Consider the following 18,049-nt stretch of genomic DNA (forward strand, 5'->3'; position numbering starts at 1 on the left):
TGTCACCTCCGTAATTTTATACTTTTTCTATTTTTACTCGAGATTGTCCACCATGTCTTGCACCGCTTCCGCTCATCGCTTCATGAACTGGTGCTAAAATTGTATTATTGTTGCCTCCGCGGGCTATTTGCTTTTTCCTATCTAAAGATGCGATATGTCCGTAGGCCCAGTGCCCTTGACCATAACACTTAGATACAATTCCAGGACGAGTACCTTCCCAAAGTTTTACTTTAACCGTAATTGTTCCTGTTAAGGTTGTTAACTTAACCATATCTCCATTGACAACTCCAAGCTTCTTCGCATCAATTGGATTTATTTTCACCACATCATCCCACGCTTCGTCACCCGGGTCGACATCTTTAAATTCTTGATACCAAGAACAGTTTGCAGATCTTGCTTCTCGATTTAATTTAGAACGATGCTCTGTGAAAATAAATGGATATTCAGATTCATCTCCAACACGGTAAGCTGGTTCGTAGTGAGGAACAAAAGCAAACTCGCCCCGTTCTGTCTGCAGAGCCGCTTCCATCACATCATCGATAGTGGCATTATGTTTATCGGCGTGCTGCTGTAATGCGTCTTTCAGGGTTTCACTATAAAACTCGAAATTCCCTGTTACGGTTCCCCAGTTTCCATCCCATTTTTGGCGGAAACGATATGGAATAGAGTTCCAAGTACCAATTTGCTTCAGCTCTTCCCAGCCGTTTATTCTGTCACCTTCTTTTTCAACAGAAGGATCCCAAAGTGGTTGAGTATACATTTTCACAGCTATTTCATTAAACTCCAAGCCGTTTTCAGGTTTCTTACCAGTTTCCGGGTCGGTAAATTCAGTTCTATAATAGTCGATTAAATTAGAGAATCCTTTTCTTTCTAATGCTTCTGCAAGCATCCATGAGATTTCTGTCTCATCAATTTTCACATCAAAAGGAGATTTAATGATTTCATTTTGCATATGAAGGTGACGGTACAAATTACCGTTACTTCCCCTTACAGCTCCTAATGCTTCAAACATATGATGTGCACATGGCAATACAATATCTGCAAAATGTGTTTGTTCCGCCGGGTTAACTGTCATGTGAACCATAAATGGTAATTTCGCAAGAGCTTCATCCCAACGGTCTGTCCCTTGATTACTAAAGTTAAAATTGGTCCAATAGCTTAAAACTACTTTTAATTGGTAAGGATCTTCGGATAAAATCGAATCGGCTATTGTGTTGGTAAGCTTTACTCCACCAGATTTACTGTCTTTTAAGGCTGGATACGCTAGTCTACCACCGTAGTCTACCCTCGGCATACTTTTCCCTTTTTCAGCGATAGAGTCAATGTAATTATCGATACTAGGGAAACTGTTAACTGGAACACTTTCTCCACCGCAAATAACTCCTCCTTCATTGTCCGCAGACCCTACTAAAGCATTTAAGGCTGCCTGGGCCATCGCCGTATATCCACCACGCACTACCATACTTGATCCTGGCGAAGAGAAAGAAATGGCTTTTGGAGCTGCTCTTCCAAAGTCTCTTGCAACGCGATAAATCTGTTCTACCGGAATGCCTGTGCGTTCCGCAGCCCACTCAGGTGTAGCATCTTTAAGAGCAATGTTCCACCATTTTACAAGCCCGTATGTTTGTATTTCTTCAAAGTCTTGTTCACTTACTGTCTTTCCAGTCTTAAAACGGTTTACCCCATCTTTGAAATCTCCTACAAACGGTTTATACCATAACTCCTCAGTCAAAAGTACGTGAGCAAAAGCTACTGCTAGTGCTCCATCCTCTCCTGGTATAACAGGGAGCCATTCATCTGCTTTTGCAGCAGTGGTCGATAATCTCGGATCTATACAAGCAATCCTTGTTTGATCTTTAAATCTACCAAAAATACTTGCAGTATGTGGTACTTGGCGATTAGAAGCAATTGGATCTGCTCCCCATAAAATTTCATAAAATGCATTTTCATGATCATAATCTGCGTAACCCCAATATCTTTCGGTGTAATATCTTCCAAATTTCTCCGATTCTGCACATATGGATGAGTGAGAGACATTGTTAGGGCTTCCAATAATCTTTGGTAAACTATCGTATAGAATTGAGTTTACTGCTGTATAACGACCACGCCACACAGAAAATTTATGTGTCTCATTATTTTCTCGAAGTTCCATAATTTTTTCAGCAATGATATCCATTGCTTCTTCCCAACTTATTGGTACAAATCCTGGATCTTCATCTCTTCCTTTTTTCGGGTTGGTTCTTTTCATTGGCTGTTTAACACGATCCGGGTCATATACTTGTTGTAATGCTATGTGAGAACGTACACAAGCGTGACCATGGTTTGCTTTCGCATTAGGATTCCCCCTAACTTTCGTTGCTCGACCGTCAACGCGATAAATTTGAACGGCACACCATGCTGTACACCCTTGACAGGTACTTGCAATCCATTCACCTTGAGGTTCATTGGTTGCAGAAGCCTCTGTTTTTTTCGTGAAAGCGTTTAAAGCAGGCTTCGTTTGACTGGCACCTACTGCAAAAAGACCACTTGCTGCTGATAATTTTAAGAAATGTCTACGATTTACCTTCACAAGATACACCTCCATATTAATCTCTTCTCTTCTTACTTGACTTTTATTTTTAATCTTTTTGAGTACCTTCTTCATTTATAATGTATTTCATTAGTAGATTCTCTAAACTTCTTAAATGAGTAACCCATGCCTTTCCTATTTTATAAACTAAAAACTTAATGGTTGATATTCATAGCTAAACGCCTAGGAAACTTACCAAAATTTGAATATTTTGTATTTCCTTTTAGTTTCTTTTTCCGGTAGTTAGTGGACTTTTTCACATAATAGATAAAAAATTCAAGCGCCTTAATCACAATTCATGTTTCTTATAATTTTCATCAATTTTCTCTTGCTCGGTTATATTCTCTTCTTGAGTAAGCTCTCTAGTAGATTTCTTAAACTCCTTCAATGTATCACCAATTGCCTTCCCCATTTCTGGTAATTTTTTTGGCCCAAAAATAACTAAAGCGATGACTAAAATGAGAATTAAGCCGGGTATTCCAATATTTGAAAACATACTCCCCCTCCTTATTAATACCTTAAATTTTATTACTCCATAATAATGATGGATTAGATGTTTATTTTTATCACAACTTCATTTTCTTATATTCACGCTAAAATCAACTATCAGAAAAAAAGGTAATCCGTGTAGGGATTTAACGTAATTTTGAATGAAATAATCCCTACACAAAATAGTAAAAAGAGCACTAAGCGACTTGGCCTTAGTACTGAATATGCACAACTGCAGCCTTCAGCACCTGTACCAATTAACACAACCCGATTTACTGTTGCAGCATTCATCATATGAAATATCCTTTTATTCATGAAGTAAATTTTTCAATTAAATTCGACTAGTCGTTTTGTATATTCAAATCACACTATAAATTTGTGAATCATTTCACATATATTACAAACGCTTTCGATGCATTTACAATTATAAGCGGAGTCGATGAGCTTATTTTATTATCGCTGAAAACATAAAGGCAAACCTTTCGCTATACTGATGAAAAAGTGATCTTAAACAAAGAGGAGTAACCGCTACGGCCCTCCTCTATTAAACTGAACTCATTTTCATGAAATTACACCACGACAAATCGTGTATTTTATATTCATTTAATCATCAACTACTAAATTTTCTGCTACGAAGATAGGAAGTTAAGAAAGTGAGAACAGCATAGGTTGTCGTTTTTACGGTTGCCATTGCTGGTGTATCTTTTGTTGGGTCAATGCAGACGAAATCAATCGCCTTTACTGCTGAACATTTTCCCACTTCAGATAGAGCAGCAAATAACTCATCTGTTCTCATTCCCCCAGGTGTTGATGCTGGAACACCTTGTGCATAAGCAATATCTAAAACATCGATATCAACCGTCACGTAAATCAAGTCCACTTCTTTCTGCAACTTCTCAAGTGAAGCGGTGACCGTTTCTCTAATTCCTTGTTTTCGAATATGTCCTAATGGAATGTATTGCACCTCATATATCTTGGCCGCTTTTATTAAAGATGGGGCGTTAAAAAATCCATGTAAACCAAGATTATGAACATGCCGCCCTTTAACCACCCCAACCTCTAACAATTGCCGAATCGGGGTGCCGTTCGTTGGACCATGCTCCTCAGTACTCCTTAAATCAAGATGGGTGTCAAATTGCAAAATCCCGATTGTTTTGTCTGGAAAAGCAGCTTTCATGCCTTTCACTGTTTGCGCAGTAATCGAATGATCGCCACCGATTGTAATCGGAAATGAGGTTGGAAAGCGCCGACATACTTCCGTCATGACATCATGGATATTCCGATGAGATTGCAAAATTTCCGTATAATGCATCATCACATCGCCTAGATCAGCAATTGATAAAGCCCGCAAATCCAAATCCTCGTCGATATTATACGTACTAAATTTATCCCAGGAGCGGCGAAAATAATCTGGAAACTCTGATGCACCTGAGACACTAATCGAAGAACGCGATAAAGGGGCTCCGATGAGGACAACGTCCCAATCGGTGTTTTTGTTCGCTTCCGTTTCCCAGACAGGCTGTACCCAGTCACTCACTTTTAAATCCTCTATATTCTGGTTGCGACTCCATGAAAATTTAGCTGGCTTAATCGGAGCATTATTATAAATACTCATAGCAAAACCCCATTTTCTAAGACTACTTCGCCATTTTTTATCACCGTATGTGTATGATTCATGCCGTAAAAATATTGTAACTGCAAATAATTTGGCACATCCAATACGACAAGATCCGCTCGCTTCTTCTCTTCAATGCTGCCAATTTCGTTGCCGCGATTCAAAGCATGGGCCGCATTAATCGTCACAGCCGTAATTACTTCTGCTGGGGTCATACCCATTTTCATACAAGCTAAATTCATGATAAACGGTAATGAAATGGTTGGTGATGACCCTGGATTAAAATCAGTTGAAATCGCCACTGGCACGCCAGAATCAATCATCCTTCTCGCTCTTGCCGACTCAGCCATAAGGAAAAAGGCCGTCCCTGGAAGCAACACCGCAATCACACCTTGTTCCGCCATCCGCTGAATTCCTTTATCTGAAGCAACCAATAAATGTTCGGCGGAAATTGCGCCAAGTTCTGCTGCTAATTCCGCTCCTTCATACGGTTCAATTTCATCGGCGTGAATTTTTGGAAGCAGCCCAAGCTCCTTTCCAGCTTGTAAAATTCGTTTTGACTGCTCTGGGGTAAAGACTCCTTTTTCACAAAAAACATCATTAAATTCAGCTAAGTTCTTTTCTACTACTTTCGGGAGCATTTCGTTGATCACTAAGTCAACGTACTTTTCTGAATCTCGTTTATATTCACCGGGAATTGCATGGGCGCCCATAAAGGTGCTGACAACATCGACTTTATGATTTTCATTTATAGCTTTTGCCACCAAGAGTTGCTTTTCTTCCGTTTTCCAATCGAGCCCGTAGCCACTTTTCGCTTCAACGGTCGTTACCCCATGTTTTAGAAACGAATCTAAATGCTTCATACTTTTATCAACTAGCTCTTCAAAGCTTGCTTCCCTTGTGCTTCTAGTTGTCGAGTGGATTCCGCCGCCGCTCTCCATAATTTCCATATAAGTGGCTCCATTTAAGCGCATATTAAACTCATTTTCCCGGCTGCCTCCGAAAACTAAATGGGTGTGGCAATCGACAAGACCAGGGATGACAACTTTTCCTGAAGCATCAACGATTTTTGCTTCAGGAAGCTCGTTCTGGTAAATATCGGCTAGTTCTTCATCGGTCCCGACTTTTACAATCCGGTCGTTTTCAATCCAAACACTGCCATTTTTTATGATCTCAAGTTTTCCCATTTCCATCTTTGTTAACGGTGCTTTTGAACTTCCTTTTAAGGTAATCAGTTCATTTGCGTTGCGAATAAATAATCTCAAGTTTCCTCCCCCCCGAGCATTGGTATTTGTATACCTTTTTCTTTCGCCGTTTTAATCGCGATGTCGTAGCCTGCATCAACATGACGGACCACACCCATGCCTGGATCTGAAATAAGCACTCGTTTCATCTTTTCTTCTGCGAGTTTCGTTCCGTCCGCTACTAACACTTGGCCCGCGTGCTGTGAGTAACCGATTCCGACACCGCCGCCATGATGAACACTTACCCAGCTTGCGCCACCTGCAGTATTGACGAGCGCATTTAAAATTGGCCAATCGGAAACGGCATCCGATCCATCTTTCATGCCCTCTGTTTCGCGATTAGGTGAAGCAACTGATCCCGAATCAAGATGGTCACGTCCAAAAACAATCGGCGCCTTTAATTCACCCGAAGCGACCATTTCATTTACTTTTAACGCAAAGCGGTGGCGGTCTCCATAACCTAACCAACAAATTCGCGCAGGTAGTCCTTGCCATTTCACCATTTTTTGGGCCATGTTCAACCAATTGACTAGTCCTTGATCTTCTTTAAACATTTCTTTCGCCAATTCATCTGTTTTATAGATATCTTCAGGATCACCTGATAATGCTACCCAGCGGAATGGACCTTTGCCCTCGCAAAACAATGGTCGGATATAGGCAGGTACAAACCCTGGGAAATCAAAGGCATTTTCGACGCCCATTTCTTTCGCATAGGCGCGAATATTGTTTCCATAATCAAATACTTCTGAACCGGCAGCTTGGAAATCCAACATTGCTTTTACATGGTCAGCCATTGCTTTTTTTGCTTTGTTTTCATAGCTTTTCGGATCTTTTTCTCGTAATTCAAACGCCTCACCTAAGCTCATGCCATTTGGAACGTAGCCATTTATCGGGTCATGGGCACTTGTTTGATCCGTTACCAAATCTGGGATGATGCCTTTTTGATAAGTCGCCCGATAAACATCTGCACAGTTCCCGACTAAACCGATTGATGCGGCTTCTCCCTTAGTTTGCAAATCTTTCACTAAGTTCAACGCTTCATCTAAATCCTCTACTAAGTAATCACAATACCCCTCTTTCATTTTCCGTTCGATTTTTCGTTTATCGACTTCGACGACCAAGATAACGGCGCCGGCCATTTTCCCTGCCAAAGGCTGAGCACCACTCATGCCGCCCATTCCGCCAGTTAAAATAAATTTCCCCGTTAAATCTGCGGTTCCAAACACTTTTTTTCCAGCCTCAACAAAGCTTAAATACGTCCCTTGCAAAATTCCTTGAGCACCGATGTAAATCCAGCTTCCTGCCGTCATTTGCCCGAACATCATTAAGTCTTTCTGTTCGAGTTCATAAAAATGATCCCAATTCGCCCATGCTGGCACTAAATTTGAGTTGGCAATCAATATACGCGGGCTATGTTCATGCGTTTTAAAGACCGCAACTGGTTTCCCAGATTGAACTAATAATGTTTCGTCATCCTCCAATTCTTTTAAAACATCGATTATTTTATGATAAGACTCCCAATTACGGGCAGCCTTGCCTATTCCGCCGTAAACGACTAATTCGTCTGGGTTTTCAGCGACTTCTGGATCTAAATTATTCATTAACATTCGCATGGCCGCTTCCTGGGTCCAGCCTTTACAAGTTAATTGGTTACCAGTTGGTGCTTTAATCTTTGGTTTCATTCGATTTTTCCCCCTTGGTGAATTATTTTAAAATAGGAAAATATCTTCATGCGTCGGTTTTCCAATACTATTTGTTCATCTATATGGTTCTTTTTGGACTTTTATCATTACATATCCTGTAATAGATGCGAAAAATAATCTTGTTTAAATTTGGGGATGTTTTATTTGTGGGATTTGCGGACCATTTTGTATATTTGGTTTTATGAAATTTTTCTAGTTTGCTTGATGCGTAGAGGTTTGCTAATGTGATTGATTCCGCCTCTTCCCGCGCACAACGGGCACTTAAAACTGTACTACGTAACCATATTCTTACCTCTCTCCTCGTCCAGCGGGTACAAAAAAACACCACAGCACTGAAAGACTGTGGTATTTTTCACTCTGAAATTCAGGGCATGGGGCGCTACACTTTTAATGCTTTTAAAACGGACACCGAATGACTAAATTGTTCTTTTTCCTTTTCATTCAGCTTCATTTCAATCACTTCGCGAATCCCGGAGCGATTAATAATCGCGGGAACTCCGATGTATACGTCATGATGTCCGTATTCTCCATCCAAGTAGGCAGATACTGTGAGAATGCTATTTTCATTATTTAATATCGCCTTAGTAATCCGCACAAGGGACATTCCGATTCCGTAGTATGTGGCTCCTTTTCGTTCAATGATGTCATAAGCTGCATCTCGGACATCGACGAAGATTTTTTCTAAACATTTTCTGTTTTCATCGCCTTTGCGCGTTAAAATCGTGTCAATTGCTTCAACACCAATGGAAGTTTGGCTCCAAACCGGCAGCTCTGTGTCTCCATGTTCACCGATAATATAGGCATGGACATTTCTTGTATCAATATTAAAGTGCTTTCCTAAAGCGATACGAAGACGCGCAGTATCAAGCACCGTTCCTGAACCGATCACCCGCTCTTTTGGCAACCCTGATTCAATCATAGTTACATGAGTTAAAATATCGACCGGATTGGTTGCTACTAAAAAGATGCCGTCAAACCCGCTGTCCATCACCTCTCTAATAATTTGTTTAAAAATTAAAGTATTTTTTTCAACTAAGTCGAGGCGAGTTTCCCCTGGTTTTTGCGCTAGGCCGGCCGCTATCACGATTAAATCTGCACTTCCACAATCTTGATAAGTGCCGTTCCAAACGTTGACTGGCGAAGGAGCAAATGGAATCCCATGAGTTAAGTCCATCGTCTCTCCTTCAGCTTTCGCTTCATTAACATCGATGAGAACCAATTCTTCAGCAACACCTTGATTGATCATTGAATAGGCATAACTGCAGCCTACAGCACCTGTTCCAATTAACACAACCCGATTCACTTTTGCAGCATTCATCATATGAATTCTCCTTTACTCATGAAATAATTTTTTAATTATATTCGACTAGTCGTTTTGTATACTCAAATCATACCATAAGTTTGTGAAACACTTCACAAGTATTGTGAACAAAAAATGAATTACCTCCTATTTAGCGTCGTAACGAGGGATTTTTATAATTGAGAACGTTATCAATTAACAAAGTGTTCACAATTATAAGCGGAGTGGATGAGCCTATCTATTTTTCGCTGAAAACATAAAGGCAAACCTTTCGCTATACAGATGTAAATGTGGTCTTGAAACTAACGAACCACTGTCTAGTGGGTTTTCCATAATGGTATAATACAATAATGAGGTGAGTCTGTATGGCTAAAAAGATTGACTTGGACACTTGTTATCGAATTGTATTTGAAGCGCTCGCACAGGGCGACGGGGTACAATCAATTACCGATGCTTTGTTTGCCTATACGAAAATGCCAATTCATGTCGTCGATTTCTCATTTCAGGTGATTGCCGCTTCCTATGATAAGACGACCGGCAGCCGTCACCTTGACGAAATGATTAATAAAAAAGTAGTCCCACCCGAAGTCGTTATAGGAGACTATTACCGGCTAGGATATATCGATTTCGTTGAGAAACAAGAAAATTCCATCATCGTCGATTGGGGGTTAATTGAAGTTCCTCAAGCTTCAGCCGCGATTAGGGTGAATGGCCATACCGCAGGATTATGTGCCACCACTTATTTCAACCATGAACAGGCGCTCATCGCCCTAGAAGTCAATGACCTTCTCTGTAAAGCGCTGGCGATTGAATTGGAACGGCAGCAACGTGCGGTTCAACGAACCACCGATCCGATTCATCAAGTATTGGCGAGGGAACTGTTCCGTGACCTTCTGCCTGACCAGGAACAAAAAGGGAATCTAACCTTTGCCGATATGAGCCTGCTAAGACCAGGCTACCAAATCGCTGTGATTGCCTCGGTCGTCCGCAACAATGCCTGGGTTCAGTATGTACGAAATGCGATATTGGATGTATTTCCTGATGCCTTTTATTTAAATACAGACGAATATTTGTATATTTTTATTGCCCATCTTGCTCCAACTGATGGTGCTCAAAAGATGAACCACACCATTGGACAGCTTATGGAGAAATATCAATGTTTTTGTGGGATGAGCGGAGTGTTTACTGATTTGAGCGTGCGGTCGAATTTCCGTAAACGGGCGCAAAAGGCGCTAGAGATTGGTCAAAAGATTCATCCTGAAAAAAAACTGTACACATTTGATGATTATTATTTAGAAATCATTTCTTCATATGCGGTCGCAGAACTCGGTGAAATAGGCTATGCCCTTCCAGAGCTTGAAAGACTGATTGAGATGGATCGTAAAAAAGGCACCGATTACTATCACACTTTAAAAACCTATTTAGTTCTTGGAAACAATATTAGTCTGACAGCAACAAAACTCCATATCCACCGCAACACGCTCATCTATCGATTGGACAAAATCGAAGAGATTACCGGCGTTGTTATCAATCAGCAAGAAGTGATTCGGAGACTGATGGCTGCGATGACATTGAGATATGTGGAACAGGCCATGCACTCCTCCCCCCGACAACACCAAGATTTTTGGGGAAAGGGGAATAAAGATAAGGGTGAACAAACGTGATTATGGCAAAATCACGTTTTTTTTATGAAAAATGAATGAACAATCCAATATTTCTTTGGATGTTCCATACAAGAAAATCGCTCGGTTTTGGTTTCCCTATCCGATGTATGAACGAGGATGAAAAGATACAATTTACCTATAAGCTTTCACAAAGAAGCATTTTCACTCATATTTGTGAAATTATGAACAATATATCATTTAATCTTCTTAGAGAGGAAGTTGATGAAAAAGATGGCAACAACCGTTCTAGAACCAGTAAAGATGAAACTTAATTATGAGAAACTATTTGAACCAATGAAGATTGGAAAGCTGACGTTGAAAAACCGGTTGATTATGGCGCCCATGGGCACGTTTACTACGATGCAAGATGGCACAGAGAGCGAAGAGGGAATCGCTTATTATGAAGAACGAGCCCGCGGCGGCATCGGTATGATTATCATCGGTGCACAATTTTTAAACGAAAAAACAGCCCAAGGTGGCCCAACGATTGCTGTTGATAATAACCGCGCAATTCCTAAGGCTACTGTTTTATGTGAAAGAGTGCACAGATGGGGTGCGAAAATTTGCGCTCAAATTAGTCCTGGAACAGGCCGCAATGGGATGCCAGATATTGGGGAACGTGTGCCGATTTCGTCTTCTGAAAATCCTTCCTTTTACAACCCAGACATGATTTGCCGTGCGATTACGACCACGGAAATCAAAGATATGATGAAGGATTGGGCTCAAGCCGCGCTATTTGCTAAAAAAGCCGGATTCGACGCGATTGAAATTCATGGACATGCTGGATATTTGATTGACCAATTCATGTCTCCAATCTGGAACAATCGGACAGATGAATATGGGGGTTCCTTTGAAAACCGGGCCCGTTTTGCTGTCGAAACCGTTCAAACGATTCGCGAGGCCGTTGGACCAGATATGCCGATTTTATTTAGAATTGCTTTAGACCATCGCTTCGAGGGTGGTCGCACAATTGAGGACAGCATGCCGCTCATTCAATTGCTGGAAAAGGCAGGCGTGGATGCAATTGACATCGATGCTGGTGCCTATGAAACGTTGGATTATATTTTCCCACCGAACTATTTAGGTGATGCTTGTATGGATTATGTGTGTGAGGAAGCGCGAAAGCATGTCAGCATTCCGATTATGAATGCCGGCAGCCATACACCTGAAACAGCTGTAGCACTCATCGACTCCGGCAATTGCGATTTTGTCATGTTTGGCCGTCAAATGATTGCCGACCCTGAATTCCCGAAAAAGCTGATGGAAAACCGCCGTGAGGACATTCGCCCATGTCTACTTTGTAATGAGGAGTGCATCGGGCGTGTCTTTAATCGGACGACACAAATTAGCTGTACGGTGAATGCCCAAGTGTGCATGGAGAGCTATTTTAAAATTGAAAAGACGACGACACCCCAAAACATCGTCATTATCGGTGGTGGACCAGGCGGATTGGAAGCTGCTCGTGTTGCGGCGTTAAAGGGTCATGATGTTAGCGTTTATGATAAAAACGAAGAGCTCGGCGGGACCTTTGGCATCATTGCGACCGGTCCGTTTAAGAAGCGAATTCGCGACCTCATCACTTGGTACGGCGTACAACTTGAAAAACTCGGTGTGCAAGTTCATTTGAACACCGAGATTAAGGAAGCTGATCCTATTTTAGCGGCTGCCGACAAAATCTTTGTGGCAACGGGCGCAGTTCCATTCGTACCGAACATCCCTGGGATTGAAAACAGCAATGTCATTGGCGTTGTCGATGCGCACAAAAACGGTGTACAAGGAGATAACATCATCGTTTGCGGCGGAGGCATGAGCGGCTGTGACACCGCGTTGGAATTGGCACTTGAAGGAAAGCAAGTGACAATCATTGAAATGGAAAACGAAATTGCTCGCGATGTCATGCAGATTAACAAAATTAGTCTCATGCGCCAACTAGCAGAAAACAATGTGAACTTGCTGACAGACCGTAAAGTCGTTCGCATCGATCCAATGGGCGTTACGGTTGAAAAGCCTGATGGTTCCCTCGATTTCGTTCCATCGGATACTGTCATTACCGCGTTCGGCCAAAAGCCAAGCAGCGCCTTCCCTGATGCAGTCCGAGCAAAATACAACATAAAAACCACAGTCATCGGCGATGCGGAACAAGTGTCAAAAGCAGGCAAGGCCATCCATACCGGCTTCTATGCGGCGATGGCTGTTGAATAGATTGGTTTAGTGAAGAACAACCGGGCAAATAGAACTGCCCGGTTTTTTTGTCAAATGCTGTGAAATGAACGTTAGTTAAAAACATAAACGACCAATTTTTTACTAATAGATGGATTAAAAAGAGGGATTGTTCATAAATAGGGTTTAAGCTTTATTGCTAGTACTTGGATTAACAACTGGCTGGCCCATAAACAACCGATTTTTTACTAGTACTCGGATAAAAACGTAGATAGTTTATAAATAGGCAAAGGTTTTTTTGCTAGTACTTGGATTAAAAGTGATTATGAGGTTAGTTTATTGCTAGTACTTGGATTAAACCGATTTTTGGCCGTTTTTTATTGCTAGTACAGGGATTATATCGGCCTTCTGACTTCATTTTATTACTAGTACTCGGATTAACCCCTCATTTTATAGCGTTTTATTACGAGTACTAGCAATATATCAACGAAATTTAGCGTTTATAATACGAGTACTTGGATTAAAAAACGCGTTACCAGCATTATCTCTCAAAAAGCCTACGAATCTCTTCGGCCAAACGTTCATAAATGACCTTTTTTAGGAAAAACATAAAAACTTCCTGTGAAACATGAGTTTTTTGGGCGCTACCCTATTCTTTTTATATATTATATATTATAATATTTGTAAAATTCAGAAATACATATTGATTCAAATAACATTTCCTGTTACGATTAAATCAAACAAACGGTTGATTGCTAACGTGACAACGGTTACATGTTTGTGGTTTGTGGTTTGTGGTTTGTGGTTTGTGGTTTGTGGTTTGCGGTTGTTCATTAAAATTTTTTTAAAAAGGAGTTTTTCTACGATGAAAATGGGTCTTTTCTATGTCAATGAGTGTCATGATGAAAATTACGATCGTGCCTATGGTGAAATGTTGGAACAAATTCAATATGGTGAAGAGCTTGGCTTTGAAAGTGTATGGTTAGCGGAGCATCATTTTAGTGCGTATGGAAGCATGCCCTCCCCCCAAGTGGCAGCGGCAGCCATTTCGCAAATCACAAAGAAAATGGATATTGGCATCGGGGTAAGTATTCTGAATTTTGACAATCCAGTGCGAATTGCTGAGGATTATGCGATGGTTGATATTTTAAGTAATGGTCGTTTAAAATTTGGCGCCGGACGCGGCTATCAACCTTTAGAAGCGAAAGGGCTAGGAATCAGCTTAGAAAGAACACGTGAAAGATTTTGGGAATATGTCGACATCATTCAAGGACTTTGGGGCAATGATACCTTTAGCTATAACGGCGAATTTTATCAATTTGAAAATTTAAAACTAACACCAAAGCCGATTCAAAAACGAATTCCATTCTACCATGCAGCGATCAGTCCTGAATCATTTGACCTGATTGTCGAAAAAGGGGCACAGGAATTTATGGTCACTCCAACTTTAATGGTATTGGATGATGTCCTAGCCTATACGAAAAGAGCGAGAGAACAACTTTTACAAAAAGGAATTTCACCATCGATCCACTTAAACTTACAAATGCATATCGCTGAAGACACCGATCAAGCGATTAAAAATGTGGAAAAAGAGATGAAGATTTATTTTAACAAAGTACTTGATTTAATTCCTGGAGCGAAAGGGGCACAGGTTCCAGCAACTTATGAACGTTTTGCCGAAGTTGCAAAGGAATTTGAAGGAACGCTTAATATCGGAGGGCTTAATCAGTCAGGGGTCGCCCTTTTATCCGGTGGCCAAGAGGCTGTTAATCGGCTTGAAAAGGTCGAGGATGCTGGGGTTAACAGTGTTTCCTGTTGGTTCCGAATGGGAGACATGGAGCACCGCAAAGTCATGAAAACGATGAAACGGTTTGCAGATGAAGTATTGCCTTATTATAAAGCCGCAAAACGCACAGAAAAGATTGGTCAATAATAAGACTAAAAATACGTAGTTACGGATTGCAAACTCCGGCTTTGTTTAAAAACAACAATTGGACAAAGTTGGAGTTTCTTTTTAAAATAGTTAGAAAGGGAGGTTTATTCTGACATGAAAAAATTGTCAGACGACTCATTGATTGAAGTTTATTTTAAAGCAAGGGCTCTAAATTTAAACTTAGCATTCATTAAACTAATCGAGGACGAAATCGATGAACGATCATTATCACATAAAATTGAGAATGAATTTTCCGTAAATACATAATCTGTCACCTACGAAATTTCAAACTTTCCAAAAATTTGAGAATTTAATTAAGGAAGGAATAAATGATGGAGAATCATCTGCCTGTTTCTAATAAATTAAAAGCGTCACGGAACTCATTGCCGGATATGATTGCAAATCATCTATTGAAAAAGATCTTTATGGGTGAATTCATCCAGGGAGAGCGCCTAATTGAAAGCGAGATTGCCAGAGAATTAAATGTAAGTAATATTCCTGTGCGCGAGGCATTCTATATTCTGCAAAACACGGAAATTATTGAACGTCTCCCACGAAAAGGCGTACGGGTAAAAGCGATGTCAAAAAAAGAAATTAACGATTACAAAGATGCCTTAATTGAAGTTTATCAGTTAGGAGTCGATTATTCGCAACACAAATGGAACGAAGACAATCTTCGTCAACTTGAGGATTACTTAAAAGAAGCTACAGAGAAATTAGTAGAAAAAGATGTGCTCGAGTACGTTCTAAAGTGTGATCAAATTAGCCATTACATTTTTGTCGTCGCAAACAATAAAGCACTTCTACGATTTTACTCTGAAATCGCCTATATTACTAAAGTTTACTGTCAAATAAAATGGGAGAAAGATAAGATTGATTATTATCATTCCCGGATAGAAGGAATGGTAAAAGCTATTCAAGCGGGGGATTTTGAACAAGCTAAAACTGAATTAGTGACGTTAACAAACGAATCGTTAATCATTTAATTGCTTGCTGAAATATTGGGAGGGTATTATAGTTGGGTGAAAATCACAGGTAAAAGAGAGGAGAACCATTATAAGGTCCCCCTCTCGCTTATTGTACCTTTCTGTAAGACCGTGGATAGTTTATGGGGCGAAACAATTCTATTTATTATATCTGGTTCGGCAAAGCCGAAGTTTTACCAGCTGTATAAAGACTACTCCGTCTAATTACTTCAATAAAACCCCTAGCATTATTTCGAACCCCAGCCTCCGTCAACTTTAATGGCTTGGCCTGTGATAAAGTCGGATTCCTCTGAGGATAGGAATAATACCATATTGCCAATTTCCTCTGGATTTCCTAATCTGCCGGCTGGAGTTGCATCAGTAAAGGCTTTTGTGACTTCAGGAGGATTATTCTGCAAGATTGGCGTATTAATAATTCCCGGTGAAACAACGTTAATTTGAATATTTTTATCCGCATAGTCCATCGCAACTTGACGACTCATTGCGATAACACCGCCTTTGGAAGCAGAATAGCTTGGAAGGCCAGTTAATCCAACATGGGCAGCCAATGAGGCAATGCTGACGATTTTTCCATAGCCGTTTTTCACTAACTCTGGTAGCACGACTTTCATCCCGAAAAATACGCCCTTAAGATTAACATTGATCATCTTGTCAAAATCTTCTTCTGTTAAATCGACGATATCGACCGCTTCGGAAATTCCCGCGATATTACATAAAATATTCACCGTTTTATACTCTTGGCGCGTCTTTTCTAGTAACCTTTGCCAGTTATCTAATTTTGACACATCTGTTTTAACTGCAAGTGCCTTCCCACCAGCTTGAATGATTTCACTTGCCGTTTCCTCTTCGCCTTGAATATCCGCACAAACAACGGCACATCCTTCTTGACCAAATCTTAGTGCAATTGACTTCCCAATGCCAGAACCTGACCCTGTAATAATCGCGACTTTCCCATTTAACCTCATTTTGCAATCTCCCCTATCTTTTAAGTTCACCTATTATCTTTCTCTCCTTCTCTCTATCTATGTACCGTGCGGAAATTTATTATAGGGTTGGAAAGAGAGGAATAGAATAATAGGTCGGTGCAAAGCCCTAGTAAGAAGATAGCATAGGAAAATCCTAATTGCAATTATTTTCTGAATTATCTAAATATTTTATATGCATTATGTGATTGTCACGCTTCTTATCGTTAAAGTGGGAATCTTGCTTTTAAACAAACACGATGGAATGCGCGGTTCTTTATTTTTGAGGATGACTCTGTCCGGAATTAGGGGCGATTTCAGACAGCTTCCTGTTTTTCGAGAATGATCTTGTCCGAATGACGGCCGGTTTCAGACAGCTTCGTGTTTTTCGGATCAATTAATTGTACTTAGACTTTAATCTATAATAATAGCTAAAACAGAAGATTATCGTTCCAATAGCAGTTGCTCCTGTTATATATACCCCATCCCAATCGTTAGAACTTCCTGTCAAACTCCAAACCTCATATGGAATAACTAGGATTAAAAAGACAAGGATGATTCCCCATAAGAGGGAGCGAACATTTTGTTTAACTTCTTTTACTAACGTCTTACACTCTATTTTTTCAAGCGAGGCAATTTTACGGACGACAAATACTAAACTGAATAACCCAATAACTAGAAAAAGAAAATGCACCATTTTGTCTCCCCCATCTTCCGTTCTAATTAGAAAATATTAACAATCATAGTTTATCATATATGTACCTGTAAAACAGCACTCTAATAAACCAGGAAAAGCCTTTTCGGTTATGCTAAAATGGCATTAATTATTTTGTGAGGTGAAGAAGATGAAGAATAAAGTGATTTTGCTTGCTTCGGACCAGTTTGGGAAAGGAGAAAAAGAGCTAGGCGAAGGTGTATTGGAGACGTTCTTTACGATTCTTAAGCAAAAAGAACGCGAAGAACTACCTGTAGCTGTTTTTTGTATGAATAGTGGTGTGTTTACTTTAACGGACCGTTCGCTCGTTTCCCTCCAATTAAAAGAATTAGAAGAAAAAGGAGTGGATGTTCTCGCATGTAAAACATGCGTGGATTATTATGAAATTGAAGATCAGCTTGTAACCGGAAAAATAAGCGGAATGCCCCAATTTATTGAGTTAGCTTCAAAATATGAAGTCCTGACACTGTCCTAAATTTAAGAGGTTTTGACACTCCCGCCACTACAAATCGGCGGGAGTCTTCCCCATTTGTTAAGTCGACAGATTCCTTTTATTAAATTGCTTATTTTGTTCTCACTAATATTGTCATTTAAAAATGATTTGAATGAGCGAACATAGTCCCCTGTAACACGTCTATAAGGTTCGTTATAAATTATTATCTCTAATTTGAGACTTCTTAATTGAAAGTATTATCAAAAAGGATTAAGA

14 protein-coding genes are annotated in these 18,049 nt (G+C 40.3%); 6 read left to right on the forward strand and 8 right to left on the reverse strand.

The features are described 5' to 3' along the window. Nucleotides 1-16 precede the first annotated feature (16 nt). From GNT69_RS02075 to GNT69_RS02100, 6 genes are all read right to left on the reverse strand, one after another. Nucleotides 17-2,569 carry a molybdopterin-dependent oxidoreductase gene (locus GNT69_RS02075; RefSeq protein WP_203553281.1) on the reverse strand — a complete coding sequence of 851 codons (2,553 nt, stop codon included), beginning with the start codon at nucleotides 2,567-2,569 and terminating at the stop codon, nucleotides 17-19. 289 nt (nucleotides 2,570-2,858) lie between these two features. After that, on the reverse strand, nucleotides 2,859-3,065 hold the full coding sequence (locus tag GNT69_RS02080; protein WP_203553282.1) for a twin-arginine translocase TatA/TatE family subunit: 207 nt from the start codon (nucleotides 3,063-3,065) through the stop codon (nucleotides 2,859-2,861). 603 nt (nucleotides 3,066-3,668) lie between these two features. Beyond that, nucleotides 3,669-4,673 (reverse strand): agmatinase family protein, encoded by a 1,005-nt coding sequence (locus GNT69_RS02085; RefSeq protein WP_203553283.1) that lies wholly within the window; start codon nucleotides 4,671-4,673, stop codon nucleotides 3,669-3,671. Continuing rightward, nucleotides 4,670-5,938 carry an imidazolonepropionase gene (gene hutI, locus GNT69_RS02090; protein ID WP_203553284.1) on the reverse strand — a complete coding sequence of 423 codons (1,269 nt, stop codon included), beginning with the start codon at nucleotides 5,936-5,938 and terminating at the stop codon, nucleotides 4,670-4,672. Before hutI ends, GNT69_RS02085 begins: the two co-directional genes overlap by 4 nt. Continuing rightward, a complete protein-coding gene (gene hutU, locus GNT69_RS02095) occupies nucleotides 5,935-7,599 on the reverse strand; it encodes a urocanate hydratase (RefSeq protein WP_203553285.1) in 1,665 nt (554 codons plus the stop codon). The genes hutI and hutU overlap by 4 nt, the downstream gene beginning before the upstream one ends. Before the next feature lie 400 nt (nucleotides 7,600-7,999). Then, nucleotides 8,000-8,938 (reverse strand): L-lactate dehydrogenase, encoded by a 939-nt coding sequence (locus GNT69_RS02100; RefSeq protein WP_239094042.1) that lies wholly within the window; start codon nucleotides 8,936-8,938, stop codon nucleotides 8,000-8,002. A gap of 347 nt (nucleotides 8,939-9,285) precedes the next feature. On the opposite strand from GNT69_RS02100, the gene GNT69_RS02105 reads away from it, so the two are divergent. The 5 genes from GNT69_RS02105 to GNT69_RS02125 all read left to right on the forward strand — a co-directional run bounded on the left by GNT69_RS02105 (nucleotide 9,286) and on the right by GNT69_RS02125 (nucleotide 15,663). Beyond that, entirely contained in the window at nucleotides 9,286-10,584 is a 1,299-nt protein-coding gene (locus tag GNT69_RS02105) for a PucR family transcriptional regulator (protein ID WP_203553287.1), read from the forward strand. A gap of 222 nt (nucleotides 10,585-10,806) precedes the next feature. After that, complete coding sequence (locus GNT69_RS02110) at nucleotides 10,807-12,786, forward strand: oxidoreductase (RefSeq protein WP_239093991.1); 1,980 nt, start codon at nucleotides 10,807-10,809, stop codon at nucleotides 12,784-12,786. Between the two features lie 823 nt (nucleotides 12,787-13,609). Next, on the forward strand, nucleotides 13,610-14,677 hold the full coding sequence (locus GNT69_RS02115; RefSeq protein WP_203553288.1) for an LLM class flavin-dependent oxidoreductase: 1,068 nt from the start codon (nucleotides 13,610-13,612) through the stop codon (nucleotides 14,675-14,677). 114 nt (nucleotides 14,678-14,791) lie between these two features. Further along, a complete protein-coding gene (locus tag GNT69_RS02120; RefSeq protein WP_203553289.1) occupies nucleotides 14,792-14,944 on the forward strand; it encodes a sporulation histidine kinase inhibitor Sda in 153 nt (50 codons plus the stop codon). A gap of 62 nt (nucleotides 14,945-15,006) precedes the next feature. Next, entirely contained in the window at nucleotides 15,007-15,663 is a 657-nt protein-coding gene (locus tag GNT69_RS02125; RefSeq protein ID WP_203553290.1) for a GntR family transcriptional regulator, read from the forward strand. Between the two features lie 227 nt (nucleotides 15,664-15,890). Here GNT69_RS02125 and GNT69_RS02130 read toward each other — a convergent pair whose 3' ends face one another. Beyond that, the gene (locus GNT69_RS02130; RefSeq protein ID WP_203553291.1) at nucleotides 15,891-16,628 is read right to left on the reverse strand and encodes an SDR family NAD(P)-dependent oxidoreductase; all 738 of its coding nucleotides are present in this window, start codon (nucleotides 16,626-16,628) and stop codon (nucleotides 15,891-15,893) included. A 394-nt stretch (nucleotides 16,629-17,022) separates the two neighbouring features. Next, nucleotides 17,023-17,322, reverse strand: coding sequence for a hypothetical protein (locus GNT69_RS02135; RefSeq protein WP_203553292.1), 300 nt, complete (start codon nucleotides 17,320-17,322; stop codon nucleotides 17,023-17,025). Between the two features lie 148 nt (nucleotides 17,323-17,470). Between GNT69_RS02135 and GNT69_RS02140 the strand changes: the two genes are divergently transcribed. Beyond that, a complete protein-coding gene (locus GNT69_RS02140; RefSeq protein ID WP_203553293.1) occupies nucleotides 17,471-17,815 on the forward strand; it encodes a DsrE family protein in 345 nt (114 codons plus the stop codon). Nucleotides 17,816-18,049: the final 234 nt, after the last annotated feature.

Origin of the sequence: Bacillus sp. B15-48 (assembly GCF_016879755.1) — a bacterium.
Taxonomy (GTDB): domain Bacteria; phylum Bacillota; class Bacilli; order Bacillales; family Cytobacillaceae; genus Mesobacillus_B.

What these genes read in the sequence shown, in the direction of transcription:
- GNT69_RS02130 (WP_203553291.1), bottom strand. Translation starts at nt 16,628, where the DNA reads ATGAGGTTAAATGGGAAAGTCGCGATTATTACAGGGTCAGGTTCTGGC.
- GNT69_RS02120 (WP_203553289.1), top strand. Translation starts at nt 14,792, where the DNA reads ATGAAAAAATTGTCAGACGACTCATTGATTGAAGTTTATTTTAAAGCA.
- hutU (WP_203553285.1), bottom strand. Translation starts at nt 7,599, where the DNA reads ATGAAACCAAAGATTAAAGCACCAACTGGTAACCAATTAACTTGTAAA.
- GNT69_RS02085 (WP_203553283.1), bottom strand. Translation starts at nt 4,673, where the DNA reads ATGAGTATTTATAATAATGCTCCGATTAAGCCAGCTAAATTTTCATGG.
- GNT69_RS02080 (WP_203553282.1), bottom strand. Translation starts at nt 3,065, where the DNA reads ATGTTTTCAAATATTGGAATACCCGGCTTAATTCTCATTTTAGTCATC.
- GNT69_RS02115 (WP_203553288.1), top strand. Translation starts at nt 13,610, where the DNA reads ATGAAAATGGGTCTTTTCTATGTCAATGAGTGTCATGATGAAAATTAC.
- GNT69_RS02105 (WP_203553287.1), top strand. Translation starts at nt 9,286, where the DNA reads ATGGCTAAAAAGATTGACTTGGACACTTGTTATCGAATTGTATTTGAA.
- GNT69_RS02125 (WP_203553290.1), top strand. Translation starts at nt 15,007, where the DNA reads ATGATGGAGAATCATCTGCCTGTTTCTAATAAATTAAAAGCGTCACGG.
- GNT69_RS02140 (WP_203553293.1), top strand. Translation starts at nt 17,471, where the DNA reads ATGAAGAATAAAGTGATTTTGCTTGCTTCGGACCAGTTTGGGAAAGGA.
- GNT69_RS02135 (WP_203553292.1), bottom strand. Translation starts at nt 17,322, where the DNA reads ATGGTGCATTTTCTTTTTCTAGTTATTGGGTTATTCAGTTTAGTATTT.
- GNT69_RS02110 (WP_239093991.1), top strand. Translation starts at nt 10,807, where the DNA reads ATGAAAAAGATGGCAACAACCGTTCTAGAACCAGTAAAGATGAAACTT.
- GNT69_RS02100 (WP_239094042.1), bottom strand. Translation starts at nt 8,938, where the DNA reads ATGAATGCTGCAAAAGTGAATCGGGTTGTGTTAATTGGAACAGGTGCT.